A 16624-nucleotide genomic window follows, 5' to 3' on the forward strand; every position below is an offset into this window, starting at 1 on the left:
ATCGAATAATATACCAATTGAGTATAGGGTTAGCGCAAATTGTTCTAAATAGACCTTTAAGCAAAACATTGTTTTTATCAAGATACATGTTTTGTTACATTCAGAATTATTTCCACACGTACCGTTATTCCCCTTACTAATTACTTCAATATGTGTTAAAATTGACGCATATCAATATTTTTATTTGTAATGAGCAAGCTTATGATCCCAGAAAAACGCGTCGTTCGCCGAATCCAATCTGGCGGTTGTGCAATCCATTGTCAGGATTGCAGTATTAGCCAGCTCTGCATCCCGTTTACTTTAAACGAGCATGAGCTTGATCAACTCGATAATATTATCGAGCGTAAAAAGCCCATCCAGAAAGGTCAAACCTTGTTTAAAGCAGGTGATGAGCTGAAATCACTTTATGCCATACGTTCCGGTACAATTAAAAGTTATACCATTACGGAAGAAGGCGACGAGCAAATAACAGGATTTCATCTTGCTGGTGATTTGGTTGGTTTTGACGCCATTATTAATACTGAACACCCAAGTTTCGCACAAGCTTTAGAAACCTCGATGGTTTGTGAAATTCCATTCGAAACGTTGGATGACCTGTCAGGCAAAATGCCTAACTTACGTCAACAAATGATGCGCCTAATGAGTGGCGAAATCAAAGGTGACCAAGAGATGATCTTACTGTTATCGAAAAAGAATGCAGAAGAACGTCTGGCTGCTTTTATTTATAACCTCTCTCGTCGCTTCGCACAGCGTGGTTTTTCGCCTCGTGAATTCCGTTTAACCATGACTCGTGGTGATATCGGTAATTACTTAGGTTTAACCGTTGAAACGATTAGTCGCTTACTTGGTCGCTTCCAGAAAAGTGGTATGTTAAGCGTTAAAGGCAAATATATTACTATTGAAGATAGTACACTGTTAAGTGAACTTGCAGGCAAACTTCCTTCATCAGTTGAAGTTTAATCTGTTACATTTCACACGCTAATTTTATAACGGGGCACACAAATTTGTGTCCCGTTTTCTATTTTGTGCTATTGCATTTTATCTTCTTGGGTTATCTTTAAATTGTAGATGGATAAATCCAGCCCTAAAGAGGATATTACAATGGAAAAATATCAAAACCTTCTCGTTGTCATTGATCCTAACCAAGATGACCAACCAGCACTTCGCCGTGCTGTCTATATCGTTCAGCGTAATGGTGGGCGGATAAAAGCTTTTCTACCTGTTTATGATCTCTCTTATGACATGACAACTCTTTTATCTCCCGATGAACGTAATGCCATGCGTAAAGGTGTTATCAGTCAGAAGGCTGCTTGGATCAAACAACAAGCACGCTACTACCTTGAAGCAGGTATAGAGATTGATATAAAAGTCATTTGGCATAATCGCCCTTATGAAGCCATTATTGAAGAAGTTGTTGCACATCAACATGACTTACTGATTAAAATGGCTCACCAACATGATAAATTAGGCTCGCTTATTTTTACCCCGCTTGACTGGCAACTACTTAGAAAATGCCCTTGCCCTGTTTGGATGGTCAAAGATAAAGAGTGGCCTGAATACGGTACTATCGTTGTCGCTGCAAATTTATCAAACGAAGAATCTTATCATGATGCCCTTAATCTAAAATTGATTGAACTCACCACCGATTTATCTCATCGCATACAAAAAGATCCTGATGTCCATTTACTCAGCGCCTATCCTGTTGCGCCTATTAATATTGCGATTGAGTTACCTGATTTTGATCCAAATCTTTATAATAGTGCACTACGTGGTCAGCATCTCATTGCAATGAAAGAGTTGCGCCAGAAGTTCTCTATCCCAGAAGAGAAAACACATGTTAAAGAAGGATTGCCAGAGCAAGTGATCCCTCAAGTTTGTGAAGAATTAAATGCGGGTATTGTCGTACTAGGTATTTTGGGGAGAACTGGCCTATCCGCCGCATTTTTAGGAAATACAGCCGAACAACTTATCGACCATATTAAATGTGATTTGTTAGCAATTAAACCGGATGGTTTTACCTGCCCTATTACTGTTGATAGCGATCACGATTAAACTTATTGCTCTGTATACTAAAAAAGCCAGTCAAAAATTGACTGGCTTTTTGCTATTCGCTATCTATATCTGTTATAGCGCTTTTAAAATTGCATCCACACTGGCTTTAGCATCGCCAAACAACATTTGTGTATTCTCTTTAAAGAACAGTGGATTTTGAACACCTGCATAACCCGTATTCATTGAGCGTTTAAACACAATAACATTCTGCGCTTTCCACACTTCTAATACTGGCATACCCGCAATTGGGCTATTTGGATCATCTTGTGCAGCTGGGTTTACTGTATCATTAGCACCAATAACCAACACCGTATCAGTGTCGGGGAAATCATCATTGATTTCATCCATTTCTAATACAACATCATAAGGTACTTTAGCTTCTGCTAATAACACATTCATATGACCCGGTAAACGTCCTGCTACTGGGTGAATACCAAAACGCACTTTCACACCACGTTGACGCAATTTTTCAGTAATATCATGTACAGGGTATTGTGCTTGAGCAACCGCCATTCCATAGCCCGGAGTAATAATAACTGAGGTTGAGTTTTTCAGCATATCAGCCACTTCTTCAGCAGTTGTTTCGCGATACTCACCCATTTCACCGTCTTCTGTTGAAGCTGAGCCATCAGTACCAAATCCACCTGCTATTACGCTAATAAAAGAACGATTCATCGCCTTACACATAATATAAGAAAGGATAGCACCTGAAGAACCCACTAATGCACCTGTTACAATTAACAAGTCATTGCTCAACATAAAGCCTGCTGCCGCGGCTGCCCATCCAGAGTAAGAGTTCAGCATCGAAACAACAACTGGCATATCTGCACCACCAATTGATGCAACTAAATGCCAACCAAATGCCAAGGCAATCACAGTCATTATGATGATTAAGAAAACTTGTAAGCCAACACTGTCAGTTTTAACAAACCAAACCATCAATAAAAAAGAAACAACCAAAGCTGCAAGGTTTAATTTATGACGATTAGGTAACATCATCGGTTTAGATGACATTTTCCCGCTTAATTTACCATAAGCGACAATTGAACCAGTGAATGTAACCGCACCAATGAAGATCCCTAAAAAGACTTCTGTTAGGTGGATATTCACCATGACAGGATCCATTGCTGTATTATGGTCAAGATAACTGTTAAAACCCACTAAAACCGCCGCTAAACCTACAAAACTGTGTAAGATTGCGACTAATTCTGGCATTTGAGTCATTTCGACTTTTTTAGCTAAACGGATACCAATAACAGCACCGATTACCATTGCAATAATGATCCAACCCACATTACCAGCATAAGGGCCGAAAATGGTTGCGAACAATGCAATTGCCATCCCTGCAATACCAAAATAGTTACCTTGTTTAGAGGTTTCATGTTTTGATAAGCCGGCAAGGCTGAAAATAAATAATATCGCGGCGACAATATATGCCGCTGTAACAACGCCGCTGGACATAATTGTCTCCCTTATCCTTTACGGAACATTTTCAACATACGTTGAGTAACAGTAAATCCACCAAAAATATTAATACTCGCAATCAATATTGCGATAAACGAAAATAGGCTAACCCAGCCACCACTACCAATTTGGAGTAAAGCACCAACAACGATAATGCCTGAGATTGCGTTTGTCACTGACATTAATGGCGTATGCAATGAATGACTTACATTCCAAACAACGTAGTAACCGACAACACAAGAAAGTGCGAATACCGTAAAGTGAGATAAAAACTCTTTCGGTGCAACATTTGCAAGCCATGCAAACAATAAAAAGGCTATCGCTAATAAACTGTACTTTTTCCAAGGTGAAACTGGTTTAGCAACGGGTTTCTCTTGTGGTTTTGCAGCAGGAGAGGCTTTAGGCTGTGCAGAAACTTGAATAGGTGGCGCAGGCCATGTTACTTCACCAGCACGAATTACCGTCACACCACGAATGACAACATCATCAAAATCAATATTGATATTACCGTCTTTTTCTTTACACAGTAATTTCAATAGATTAACTAAGTTAGTACCATAGAGTTGAGATGACTGTGCAGGTAAACGAGCGGCTAAATCAGTGTAACCAATGATTTTTACGCCATGTTCTGTCGTAAAGATTTCATTAGGTACGGTATATTCACAGTTACCACCATTTTGAGCCGCAAGATCGACGACAACACTTCCCGGCTTCATTGAATCAACCATCTCTTTCGTAATTAAACGAGGAGCGGGTTTTCCTGGAATTAATGCCGTTGTAATGATGATATCAACATCTTTTGCTTGTTCTGCAAATAATGCCATTTCAGCATCAATAAATGCTTTTGACATTACTTTCGCGTAACCATCACCGCTGCCCGCCTCTTCTTTAAAATCAAGCTCAAGGAATTCAGCGCCCATACTTTGAACTTGCTCTTTAACTTCAGGGCGAGTATCAAAAGCACGAACAATAGCACCAAGACTACCTGCGGCACCGATAGCGGCAAGGCCTGCAACACCAGCACCAATGACCATCACTTTAGCTGGTGGTACCTTACCTGCAGCAGTAATTTGTCCGGTAAAGAATCTTCCGAATTCATGGGCAGCTTCTACAACAGCACGGTAACCTGCAATATTTGCCATTGAACTTAACGCATCGAGAGATTGCGCACGAGAAATACGTGGCACACTATCCATTGCCATAACGTTAATATTCTTTTTAGCTAACTTTTCAAGCAATGCCGCATTTTGAGCTGGCCAAATAAAACTCACCAGTGTCGCACCATCTTGTAGCAACGCAATTTCATCATCTAGTGGTGCATTTACCTTCAAAATAATGTCTGATTCCCAAACATTTTGAAGAGCTAGGATCTCAGCACCGGCTTCCTGATAAGCGTTATCTTCAAAGCTTGAGGCAATGCCTGCACCATTTTCAATAGCGACTGTAAATCCTAATTTTATGAGTTGAGCCACTGTAGCTGGTGTAGCTGCAACCCTTGTTTCATTAGAAAGTCGCTCTTTGGGTATACCAATTCGCATAATTTCCCCTTCTTATCCATAGAGTTCTGTTAAAATTTCCCCGTTAACTTCACATTTATGCAAAAAAAATGTTAAAAATAATAATATGTATGCCATTAATCGGAGTTCTAATAACCTACTGAAAATAAAACCAATAATCTATATCTGTGTAAAGCTAAAATTGAACTTAATTGGATCATTTTAGTCGAAAAGGCATATTTATGAATTATTCACTATATTCAGGTAAATATCTGGTAACATATACTGGTCATTTGACTCTGTGGCAATTCGCTAAATAAAATAATGCGACAAATGCTATTATTACATGTAATAATTAATCCCTATGTGATAAACCACGACGTTCAGCACATGACCAATATTAATTGCGCAAGGCGGAAGGATTTTGTATGAAGCTGAAAACCTCAGTCATCGCAGCAGCGATGTTATCTTTAACTAATATCACTGTTGCGCAGGCTGCTCAGGAATTAACACCCGAACAAGCTGCAGAACTAAAACCATTTGAAAGAATTACAGTTATCGGTCGTTTTAACGCCATTTATGAAGCCGCTGATGCGGTCTCTCGTCGTGCGGATAAAGTCGGTGCTGATAGTTTCTATATTCAAGGTCTAGATGATATTAGTGATAGTGGCAACATGAGTGTTACTGCTGACCTATACCATAAAGATGCACCAAAAGCAGATAAAGAAAGCTATCGTGTTTTTCATGGCGTGAAAGAACTACCAAAACCTGAAGCAATTCTGCTACAACCATTTGATACAGTTTCTATCCGTGGTTACTACCCTACAACCCCTGATATTAACAACGCAATTGCAAAAGCGGCAGCTAAAAAAGGTGCAGCATCATTCTTTATTGTTCGTAACGTATCAACGAATGATGGCGGTAACCAAGAAGTAACAGCTTATATCTACAAAAAAGATGCGCCTAAACGTGCAATTCAAGCGCCAGAGGCTGTCGTTCCTTATGATTCAGAGGCAGGTCGTGCACTTATTGCAGAAGGCGGAGCCGCTGCAAATAAAGTTGAAAAACCTGGCCTTGCTTCAAATACTGACTTTGATAGAAGCGTAGGTGCTTTTGCTGAAACACAAAGCTCTGGTGCAAGTGGTCGTTACACCGTCACTTTACCTGATGGTACTGAAATTCAAGAAGTCAACAAAGCAGCGGCTGCATTAATGGATCCTTTTGATACCATTACTTTCAGTGGCTACTTTGTGAACTCACCAGAAATCTCGTATCAGGTTGCTAAGCGTGCAGCAGCAAAAGGCGCTAAGTTCTACCATATTACAAATGAATGGCAAAGTGATGGTGGTACAGTCACTATTACTGCTGATCTGTTCAAGTAATAAAAGTTTCCCATTAAAAAACCTTGCTCTAGCAAGGTTTTTTTTATTCAAAATTTAATCAAACAATCATTATTTTATAAAAGTGAATAATTTTTATGATTTAATGCATAGACAACCAACTCAACTCTCCGTAAAATCTCGCTGTTTTTTAGTGTTTTTATCTTTATTTAAATTTGAGATATTCATATTTATTCTATTTACTGACCAAAAAACAAGAAAATACGCTATTTATTTACAATTTTAATCATGTAGGTAATTATCCTTGAATAAGAAACTTGGCTTAATATCACTCACCGCATTAGTATTAAGCTCAATGGTTGGTGCAGGTGTATTCAGTTTGCCTCAAAATATGGCTGAAGTTGCCAGTCCTGCCGCATTAATTATTGGCTGGCTGATAACCGGCATTGGAATCCTCTTTCTTGCTACATCTTTATTACTCCTCTCTCGTCTTAGACCTGATCTTGATGGTGGCATTTTTACCTATGCGAAAGAAGGATTTGGTGAATTCATTGGTTTTTGTTCTGCATGGGGTTATTGGGTCTGCGCTGTTGTTGCAAACGTTTCTTATCTTGTTATTGTTTTTGCTGCCTTTAGTTTTTTTACAGACACACCAGAGAACGTTATTTTTGGTGATGGAAATACATGGCAGGCATTAATTGGAGAATCAATTTTACTTTGGGTTGTCCATTTTCTTGTATTACGTGGTGTTCAAACTGCAGCTAGTATTAATTTAATGGCGACAATGGCAAAACTCCTTCCTTTAGGATTATTTATTATTGTCGCGCTATTAGCTTTCAATATGGATATATTTACTCTTGATTTTAAAGGTGTAAATATGGGTGTCCCGGTGTGGGATCAGGTCAAAAATACCATGCTGATTACACTGTGGGTATTTATTGGTATTGAAGGTGCCGTCGTAGTTTCCGCAAGAGCCAAAAATCGTCGTGATGTTGGCTTAGCAACAGTACTTGCCGTTGTTATCGCATTAATTATCTATATCCTCGTCACTTTATTATCGCAAGGCTTGGTTAGCCAAGCAGAGTTGGCATCAATGAAAAACCCATCAATGGCGCCGTTACTCGTTCAGCTTATTGGTGGCATAGGCGAGATAATTATTGCAGCCGGTCTTATTCTCTCTGTATGTGGTGCTTATTTAAGCTGGACTATTATGGCGGCAGAAGTGCCGTATATTGCTGCACTGCATCATTCATTTCCTAAACAATTAGGAATACAGAATAAAAATGATGCTCCTTCATCTTCATTATGGTTTACCAATTGTGCTGTCCAATTCTCTTTAGTTTTAATTTGGTTGACCGGAAGTAACTACAATACACTGTTAACCATTGCATCAGAGATGATCCTTGTCCCTTACTTTCTTGTCGGTGCATTTTTATTTAAAGTCGCAATCGCACGTAGCAGTCGTGCTCTATTATTAATAGCAATACCTGCAAGTCTATACGGTTTATGGCTACTTTATGCATCAGGTGTTATTAATTTATTGCTCTCTGTCGTTCTGTATGCCCCCGGTATTCTGATGTTTTTATACACACGAAAACAGTACAAAGACAAAAAGCCTCTATTCTTGAGTGAAAAGATCCTGTTAGCTCTTGTCTTATTTGGCGCAATTCCGGCATTAGGCTACTTAATTTTTTACTAAAGACAATCTGAGAGGTACTAGAGAAACGGTACCTCTCTTCTCCTTCCTTCCCCCTCACTTAAGTTAAACGCCTTTCTGCTAAGCTGTTATTTTTAACTTAGATGGTTAGGTATTTATAAATTAAGAAATATATAGTATGTTGTAACTAATATAGAAATAGTCATTAATTAGCTGGGTAATAAAAAACCCACAAGAAGTACAACTTCTCGTGGGTCTAAACATATCTCTATAAAATTAGTTAAAACTTATTTGTTCCATCGCCTGCAATATACGTTTATCTGATATTGGATATGGTGTGCCTATCTGCTGAGCAAACAGGCTTACTCTAAGTTCCTCTATCATCCAACGAATATTTTGCACTTCTTCTTGCTGTTTTTGTTTCTCAGTTAACTTACCTAACCACTGTTGCCATTGTTGAATAACATTTTCAACTCGACTCATTTGAGCGCGATCACGGTTAGGATCAATGGCCAGTTTTTCCATTCGTTTTTCAATTGCGCTTAAATAACGAGGAATATCCGCTAGACGCTTCCATCCATGCGAAGTAACAAAACCAGGAAAAACTAACTGACCAAGTTGAGCTTTAATATCAGATAATGCAAAAGCAACGCTAATATCTACCCGCCCTTTTAAACGTTTATTGATAGCAAACACTTGAGTTAAAATCGCTTCAACTTGTTTTGCTATTTCAACCACTGCATCATTTAATTCAGATCTGACATATTCTTGCAGTTTTTGATATTCATCTTCTTGCCAAATTAAACCACCATAAGACGCCATCAATTTGTCAACACCACAAGCAATACAATCATCAATCAACTCAAGCACTTTGCCATAAGGGTTAAAGTAAAGACCAAGTTTTGCTTTATTCGGTAATTTCTCATGTAGATATTTTATCGGTGACGGAATATTTAATAATAATAACCGTCTTACCCCTTCCCACATTGAAGCTTGCTGTTCAGATTCTGTTTCAAAAAGCTTAATCCCCACACTATTTTTTTCATCAACCAATGCAGGATAAGCTTTCACTGAATAGCCACCACGTTTTTGCTCATAACGCTGAGGCAAATCGCCAAAACTCCAAATATGTAAATCTTGTTGCTCAATACCATCATCAGCGACTGCTGATAATGTTTCTTGCACTTTTTCCTTTAAGTTCTCTTTTAATTTATTGAGATCTTTACTTTCTGCTAGCGTTTTATTTTTATCGCCAACAACACGGAATGTCATTTTTAAGTGATCAGCAACTTGGTCAAGTTGCCAACTCTCTCTATCAACGGTCACTCCCGTCATACGACGTAATTCTTTTTCAAGTCTATCGAGTAAATTACCTTCAACTTGTGGTACACGCTCTAAAAAAGCAGAGGCATAGTTAGGTGCTGGTACAAAATTACGACGGATAGGTTTTGGTAATGACTTAATTAAGGCAACGATCAATTCATGACGAATACCTGGAATTTGCCAATCAAAGCCTTCGTCTTTTACCTGATTTAAAATAGGTAATGGTATATGAACAGTGACACCATCAGCCGCAGTACCTGGCTCAAATTGATAGGTTAAACGTAATTTTAGATTATCTTGATGCCAATAATTTGGATAATCTAATGCGCTAACACGTTTAGCATCATCTTTAATCAGCATACTTTTTTCAAAGTTAAGCAGATCAGGTGATGCCTTTTGAGCCTCTTTCCACCATTTATCAAAATGTCTAGACGAAACAACATCTTGAGGTATCCGTTGATCGTAGAAAGTAAACATTGTTTCATCATCAACAAGAATATCTCGACGACGAGATTTATGCTCTAACTCTTCAACTTCTGTCCGTAATTTTAAATTGTCACGGAAAAATGTATGACGAGTCTGCCAATCTCCTTCCACTAACGCATGTCGGATAAAGAGCTCGCGACATAAGAGCGGATCAATTTGGCTGTAATTAATAGGTCGAGAAGCAACAATTGGTAAACCATACAGAGTCACTTTTTCATTTGCCATCACAGCGCCTTGCGCTTTTGACCAATGAGGTTCGCTATAGTGATGTTTCACCAAATGTTCAGCAATAGGTTCAATCCATTCAGGTTCAACGCGCGCTGCGATCCGTCCCCATAAACGAGAGGTTTCGACTAACTCTGCCACCATTGTCCATTTTGGTGGTTTTTTAAATAAACCCGAACCAGGATAAATAGAAAAACGCGCATTTCTTGCACCAGTAAATTCTTGTTTATCTGCATCTTTTTGCCCAATATGCGACAATAAACCACTTAACAGAGCAACGTGGACACTTCTAAAATCTGCGGGTTCACTATTGACAGGAAAGCCTAATTCTTTAACAACTTGTCGCAATTGCGTATAAACATCTTGCCACTCTCGAACACGCATAAAGTTTAAAAAATCTTGCCGACACAACTTTCTAAACTGAGAATGGCTCAGCTCTTTTTGTTGAGTTTTTAAATAATCCCACATATTTAAAAAAGATAAGAAATCAGAATCTTTATCTTGGAAGCGTCGGTGCTTTTCATCAGAAGCTTGTTGCTTATCCATTGGTCTTTCGCGCGGATCTTGAATTGAAAGTGCAGATGTAATCACCATCAACTCTTTTACTGCGCCATATTTACGCGCTTCAAGTACCATTCTCGCCAAACGAGGATCAATGGGAAGTTGTGCAAGTTGTTTCCCCATTGGGGTTAAACGATAAGCACCATTGTGATCAGTTTCGTCTTGTAACGCACCTAGTTCCTCTAATAAACGAACACCATCCTGAATGTTGCGTTTGTCGGGTGGCTGTACAAATGGGAAAGCACTAATATCACCTAACCCTATCGACGTCATTTGCAAAATAACAGATGCAAGGTTAGTTCTTAATATTTCAGGATCTGTAAATTCAGAACGAGAAATAAAATCATCTTCTGAATAAAGGCGAATACAAATACCATCAGAAACACGACCACAACGCCCTTTTCTTTGATTTGCTGAAGCTTGAGAAATAGGCTCGATTGGAAGTCGTTGCACTTTAGTTCGATAACTATAACGACTAATACGTGCAAAACCGGTATCAATAACGTACTTAATACCCGGTACAGTTAATGAAGTTTCGGCAACGTTAGTTGCTAAAATAATACGTCTGCCATTATGAGGATGAAAAATTCGATTTTGTTCACTGTTAGATAAACGAGCAAATAAAGGCAACACTTCAGTATGGCGAAGTTGTAATTTATTCAGCGCATCAGCAGTGTCACGAATTTCTCGCTCACCGCTCATGAAAATAAGAATATCCCCCGCACTTTCTCTGCTTAATTCATCAATAGCATCAACAATGCCATCTGTCATATCCTTATCACTATCAAGTTCATCACCACCAATAGGACGATATCTCACTTCAACAGGATAAGTCCGACCAGATACTTCAATAATCGGTGCTTGATTGAAATGTTTAGAAAAACGTTCAGGATCGATGGTTGCAGAAGTAATAATGACTTTTAAATCAGGGCGCTTAGGTAATAGTTGCTTTAAATAGCCAAGAATAAAATCGATATTTAAACTACGTTCATGGGCTTCATCAATAATGATAGTGTCATATTGTAGTAACAGCTTATCTTGCTGTAATTCTGCTAATAAAATACCATCAGTCATCAATTTAACGAGAGTATTGTCGCCAACATGATCGCTAAAGCGAACCTTATAACCTACAGATCCACCTAGCGTACATTTTAATTCATGAGCTATACGTTCAGCCACTGAACGTGCAGCTAAACGACGAGGCTGGGTATGACCAATAAAACCCTTTATCCCTCTTCCTAATTCAAGACAAATTTTAGGGATCTGTGTTGTTTTACCCGAGCCAGTTTCTCCTGCAATAATAACAACTTGGTTATCGCGTATTGCATTATAAATAGCATCTTTCTTTTGACTAACAGGAAGGTTTTCTGGGTAAGTAATTTCAGGACAATTGGCTCGACGGCGAATTATCATCTGTTGTGCTGTTGTGATATCGCCTTTAATTGCACTTAATACCGCTTGTTTAGACTCTTCATTATTAATTTTAGCGACGCCACGTAGACGTTTTCTTAATCGCTGCTGCTCCCGTAGCGATAGTTGCTCTATTTCTTGATAGAGCGTGGCAGATGATAATGTCACCTTTTGCTATCCTTTTTGAGGTTTATTTAACCAAATAATATTGTAGTTATGATATCACAACAGCCAATTTGCACATAAAGGGTTGATGAATTTTCTTATTACATAAATGTATATAATCAACAAATTTGAATAGCATATTTGAACGATTAACCAACCATGGCAGCTTTTATAAAGATCAACCTTCTGATCTGATTGTTCCTTTCCTAACACTGTTTTTTATCATTTATTGATATTAATAATCTACAATTTATTTTAATCGAAGATACTGTTATCGGTAAAGAATATGCACAACAGCCTCATGATTAAGAATAAAAATAAATTCATTTAATGATTAATAAATAATGATAAAATAAAGCTATATTTATTGGTATTTTTATCGAGGTGCTATTTATTCATAAATACAATTATAAAAAAAACACCTCTATTTTTTTTAAAAAAAACCTCAACAGATAAATCATTCAAACCTTACCTACATGTCGAAATTTAAATCTAAGTTACCTATCATGGAAAGTATTCTTTGCTAATTATTTGACAAAACAATATTAATTATAATCACATATAACTTGCCAATTTTCACGTAAATAAATATTATTATCTCGCTCTTAATTATGAGCAAACTTGTAACTAAAATTAAAATTTAAATGGACTTTAAAATGAAAAAATCATTATTTTCACTGTTAATTCTATCTACTCTTTCTTTATCAAATCAAGCTATTGCAGAAAATGGTTATCTTATTCAGGGTAATGAAAACATATCTATCCAAGGTAATGTAATTAAAAGGGCTCCAATTTGCGCCCTAGAGAATATAGAGCCAGTTGTATTAGATAATATTTACGATGATGAAATTGAGCACTCTGAGGTAAAAGAATTTAAGATAAATTTTTCTAATTGCGCTAATTCTGATGAAGTTAAAGAAGTCTCTATTAAACTTCAACGACAAGAATCTAATGAATTAAAAAATACTCTTCAAGGAGAAGATGCAACCAATGTTTTAATTCAATTACTTGATGAAGATGATTATCCAATTTTATTAAATCAAGAAAATGATATTACTTTTAAAAAGAATATTGTTGATGGCAATGCTGAATTTACATTAAAAGCAAATTATAAGGCGCCAGCAAGTGGAGAAATTAAAGCCGGTCAATTCGCCTCTAACTTAGTTTTTGATGCTTACATCAATAATGATATCATTGAAGATATTGAATAAATCATTGCTAATGACCGCATGTCATAAGCATTATTTCTCTTTGAACTTTAATTAAATAAAAAGCCGGAATGCCGGCTTTTTTATTCTTAGACTAATATAATTAATTATTTCATATAAAGTTGATTAAAAACCACATGTTTAAAAAATACAGCATATATATAATATCATTTTTTCTTACATTCTCATCTTATGCTTCTATTCAAATAAGTCAGGATGAGTTTTTTTACAAAGAGCAAGATAAGGAAATTCTATTTAATATAAAAAACAAAAATGAACAAAATACATATATTGTTCATAGCTGGGTATCACACTATAAAAAAGAAAATAGTGCTGAGGCACCATTTATCATCTCCCCAAGTTTAATAAAACTAGCACCAAATGAAAAATTCACATTAAAAATTATCAAAATGGATGACATAAAAGAAATTAACCAAGAATCTGTGTATAGAGTAAATATAAAATTAGTTCCAGTTATGGATAATGAAATGGTTGATAAAAACATTCTCCTTATCTCTTTAAATTCAATATATAATCTTTTCTATACACCTAAAAATATTTCAAATAAAGATAACAACAAAGATATTAGTTTTTCTATTAATGCTGATGGTTACATTAAAATAAACAACCCTACCCCTTACTTTATTACAATAAAAGAAATAATCATAAACAATATTAATTTATTGGATAAAAAAATAACCATACCGCCATTTAAATATTATAAAATAAAAAACACAACTAAAAATATCAAAGATAAAAAAGTGTATTGGAAAAAAATAAATGAGTATGGCGAGACCATTACTGGCACACCAAAGGAACTTACTTATGAGTAAGATAATTTTTAGACTAAAAACATCTTTACTATTGATATTAAATGTATACCCTTTTTTTTCTATTGCGCATAGTAATATTCATCCTCTATACAAAAAAGTATTATCAAACATTGATAATAAAATTATCGATAGCTTATTAATTAATGAGCATCCGGACGGCTATTACTCAACAAATTTCCATATCAACAACCAGAAAAAAGAAACTATTATTTTATATTATGAAAATAAAGATGGAATATTAACGCCAAGGATTAATGTTGATAACTTAATTCGTTTAAACATCTCACCATCTTTTTATAATATCCCTTTGGATTTAAATTCTGATTTCTTATTAAGTGATTACCATATTGATTTCAAATATAATTTTTCAACACAATCATTATATTTAACCATTCCACAGAAAGCATTAGAAAATAAAAAAAACAAACTATCAGATCAAGTTTTGTGGGATGATGGTGTCCCTGCTTTATTTAGCTCATATTCCTATTTTGGTAAATATAACAACAAAAATAAAATAGATCATAAAATCAATTTTAATTCAGGTGCTAATTTAGGTGCTTGGCGAGTACGTAGTCAAAGTTATTATCATTACACTGATAAGCAACAGCAGTTCAAATTATACTCACTATATGCTTATCGCCAATTAAATACGCTGTTGGCAACTCTGAATATGGGTGAGTTTCGACCAATAAGTAGAATGTTATCGACGGATAAATTGATTGGATTCCAACTCATATCAAGCAATTTGCTCTCTGGTAATGACCTCTATATGAACAGCCCTATCATAGAAGAAATAGCAGAATCCAATGCTGAAATTAAAGTGAAACAGCAAGGAAAAACAATTTATGAAACTATTGTTCCTCCAGGTCCTTTTGTTTTAAATGATTTACCTGTTATAGGGAGCAATGAATTAGTATTAGAAATAAAAGAGGCTGATGGGCGTATAAGAAAAAGTACGCATTACTTTACTTCAATGCCAAATCAATTAAAAAAAGGTCGTTATCAATATAATTTTATTTCTGGATATTCTTATGATAGATACAATCAGCATAACAACTCAAATGAGAAGCCTATTTTTTTACTGAGTGAATTCTCTTATGGTATTAATCAAAAAATAACAGCCTATGGTGCAATCAGAAAAATGCTTAATCACAATACCTTCTTTTCAGGATTATCATTGGATTTAGGTCATTGGGGGGGATTAGCTAGCGACATTAGTTATTTTAACTATAATAACCTATTAAAATATCAATTGCGCTACCATAAACGCTGGAGCAATACTGGTACTTCTTTAAACATATCCTCTAGCCATTACCAATCAATAAAAGATGATGATAATAGCAATAAAAAAAGTCAAAAAGACAGAATAAAAAATAGATATTCAATTTCTCTTTTTCAACCCATTAAATATTTTGGTACATTTTCTCTTGGTTACCATCAAAATTCCTTTACCAAAATAAAAAATAATTTTATGATAAACACCTCTCTATCATCTTCTATAAAAAAAATACATTATAGTGTAAAATATCAATATGAAAACAAAGGACATTATAATGATAATCATTTTTCTTTAAATTTTAGGATCCCATTAATAAGTAAATCTCATTCTTATCATTGGATAAACAATCAATTTAATTATCATTCAAATAATAAAAATTATATAAATAGTACAACTATAGGTGGGAGTTTACTAGAACATCATCGCTTAGGATATTCTATTAATTACCAACGGGATTTTAGCAACCCAAATGTTAACCAGAATACCTCACTAAATGCACAATATAGAGGAGAATACCAATCTTATTCTATTAATACCACTAACTCGTCTAATAACACCTTTTTCAGGTTAGGAGTTAATGGCGCGATAGTTATACATCAAAGTGGAATTACCTTAGCATCTAATTTAAGTAATACTTTTGCTATTGTAAATACTAATGGCATAGCCGGAATTAAAACTAATAACTCGTCAAAAACCACTACAGACAATAATGGTAATTTAATATTATCGAGCATCACTCCATATCGTAAAAATATTATTGGACTAAATATACGTTCGTTACCCGAGTTTAGTAGTACTAACACTCAAAGTAAAATTATCGTTCCTACATTAGGTGCAGTATCAAAAATCAATTTCCCTGTAAATATGGGCTATAATGTTTTATTTACCTCAAATACACCTATTCCGTTTTCTGCAAATGTAATGGTATTTGATAACAATAATAATCTTAGTTCTACTGACTTTGTCTATGATCATAATAGAATTTTTCTCTCGGGAATAAAAGAAACAGGATGGGTACAAGTAAAATGGGGAGATACAGAAGAAAAACAATGTATCTTCCATTATGACATAAAAAATGAAATAAAAAATAACTCATTTATTAAAAAAGAAATTAGCTGTCAATAA

10 protein-coding genes are annotated in these 16624 nt (G+C 35.7%); 7 read left to right on the top strand and 3 right to left on the bottom strand.

Translation table 11 applies throughout. The features are described 5' to 3' along the window. Positions 1-201 precede the first annotated feature (201 nt). On the top strand, positions 202-960 hold the full coding sequence (gene fnr, locus QSH13_RS07280) for a fumarate/nitrate reduction transcriptional regulator Fnr (protein ID WP_036912995.1): 759 nt from the start codon (positions 202-204) through the stop codon (positions 958-960). 141 nt (positions 961-1101) lie between these two features. Beyond that, positions 1102-2052, top strand: coding sequence for a universal stress protein UspE (uspE, locus tag QSH13_RS07285; RefSeq protein ID WP_109397540.1), 951 nt, complete (start codon positions 1102-1104; stop codon positions 2050-2052). 72 nt (positions 2053-2124) lie between these two features. On the opposite strand, the gene pntB is transcribed toward uspE, so the two are convergent. Then, positions 2125-3513 (bottom strand): Re/Si-specific NAD(P)(+) transhydrogenase subunit beta, encoded by a 1389-nt coding sequence (gene pntB, locus QSH13_RS07290; protein WP_109397541.1) that lies wholly within the window; start codon positions 3511-3513, stop codon positions 2125-2127. An 11-nt stretch (positions 3514-3524) separates the two neighbouring features. After that, on the bottom strand, positions 3525-5054 hold the full coding sequence (pntA, locus tag QSH13_RS07295) for a Re/Si-specific NAD(P)(+) transhydrogenase subunit alpha (RefSeq protein WP_109397542.1): 1530 nt from the start codon (positions 5052-5054) through the stop codon (positions 3525-3527). A 386-nt stretch (positions 5055-5440) separates the two neighbouring features. Between pntA and ydgH the strand changes: the two genes are divergently transcribed. Further along, positions 5441-6394 carry a DUF1471 family protein YdgH gene (gene ydgH / locus QSH13_RS07300; protein WP_109397543.1) on the top strand — a complete coding sequence of 318 codons (954 nt, stop codon included), beginning with the start codon at positions 5441-5443 and terminating at the stop codon, positions 6392-6394. 262 nt (positions 6395-6656) lie between these two features. After that, entirely contained in the window at positions 6657-8051 is a 1395-nt protein-coding gene (locus tag QSH13_RS07305) for a basic amino acid/polyamine antiporter (protein WP_109397544.1), read from the top strand. A 234-nt stretch (positions 8052-8285) separates the two neighbouring features. Here QSH13_RS07305 and hrpA read toward each other — a convergent pair whose 3' ends face one another. After that, positions 8286-12182 carry an ATP-dependent RNA helicase HrpA gene (hrpA, locus tag QSH13_RS07310; protein WP_196544727.1) on the bottom strand — a complete coding sequence of 1299 codons (3897 nt, stop codon included), beginning with the start codon at positions 12180-12182 and terminating at the stop codon, positions 8286-8288. Positions 12183-12835: 653 nt separating this feature from the next. Between hrpA and QSH13_RS07315 the strand changes: the two genes are divergently transcribed. The 3 genes from QSH13_RS07315 to QSH13_RS07325 all read left to right on the top strand — a co-directional run bounded on the left by QSH13_RS07315 (position 12836) and on the right by QSH13_RS07325 (position 16624). After that, positions 12836-13390 (top strand): fimbrial protein, encoded by a 555-nt coding sequence (locus QSH13_RS07315; RefSeq protein ID WP_286039022.1) that lies wholly within the window; start codon positions 12836-12838, stop codon positions 13388-13390. Positions 13391-13524: 134 nt separating this feature from the next. Then, entirely contained in the window at positions 13525-14220 is a 696-nt protein-coding gene (locus tag QSH13_RS07320; protein WP_196544725.1) for a fimbrial biogenesis chaperone, read from the top strand. After that, the gene (locus QSH13_RS07325; RefSeq protein ID WP_286039021.1) at positions 14213-16624 is read left to right on the top strand and encodes a fimbria/pilus outer membrane usher protein; all 2412 of its coding nucleotides are present in this window, start codon (positions 14213-14215) and stop codon (positions 16622-16624) included. The genes QSH13_RS07320 and QSH13_RS07325 overlap by 8 nt, the downstream gene beginning before the upstream one ends.

Source organism: Proteus faecis (genome assembly GCF_030286765.1).
Classification (GTDB): Bacteria; Pseudomonadota; Gammaproteobacteria; order Enterobacterales; family Enterobacteriaceae; genus Proteus; species Proteus faecis.

What these genes read in the sequence shown, in the direction of transcription:
- uspE (WP_109397540.1), top strand. Translation starts at nt 1,102, where the DNA reads ATGGAAAAATATCAAAACCTTCTCGTTGTCATTGATCCTAACCAAGAT.
- QSH13_RS07315 (WP_286039022.1), top strand. Translation starts at nt 12,836, where the DNA reads ATGAAAAAATCATTATTTTCACTGTTAATTCTATCTACTCTTTCTTTA.
- pntB (WP_109397541.1), bottom strand. Translation starts at nt 3,513, where the DNA reads ATGTCCAGCGGCGTTGTTACAGCGGCATATATTGTCGCCGCGATATTA.
- fnr (WP_036912995.1), top strand. Translation starts at nt 202, where the DNA reads ATGATCCCAGAAAAACGCGTCGTTCGCCGAATCCAATCTGGCGGTTGT.
- ydgH (WP_109397543.1), top strand. Translation starts at nt 5,441, where the DNA reads ATGAAGCTGAAAACCTCAGTCATCGCAGCAGCGATGTTATCTTTAACT.
- QSH13_RS07325 (WP_286039021.1), top strand. Translation starts at nt 14,213, where the DNA reads ATGAGTAAGATAATTTTTAGACTAAAAACATCTTTACTATTGATATTA.
- pntA (WP_109397542.1), bottom strand. Translation starts at nt 5,054, where the DNA reads ATGCGAATTGGTATACCCAAAGAGCGACTTTCTAATGAAACAAGGGTT.
- QSH13_RS07320 (WP_196544725.1), top strand. Translation starts at nt 13,525, where the DNA reads ATGTTTAAAAAATACAGCATATATATAATATCATTTTTTCTTACATTC.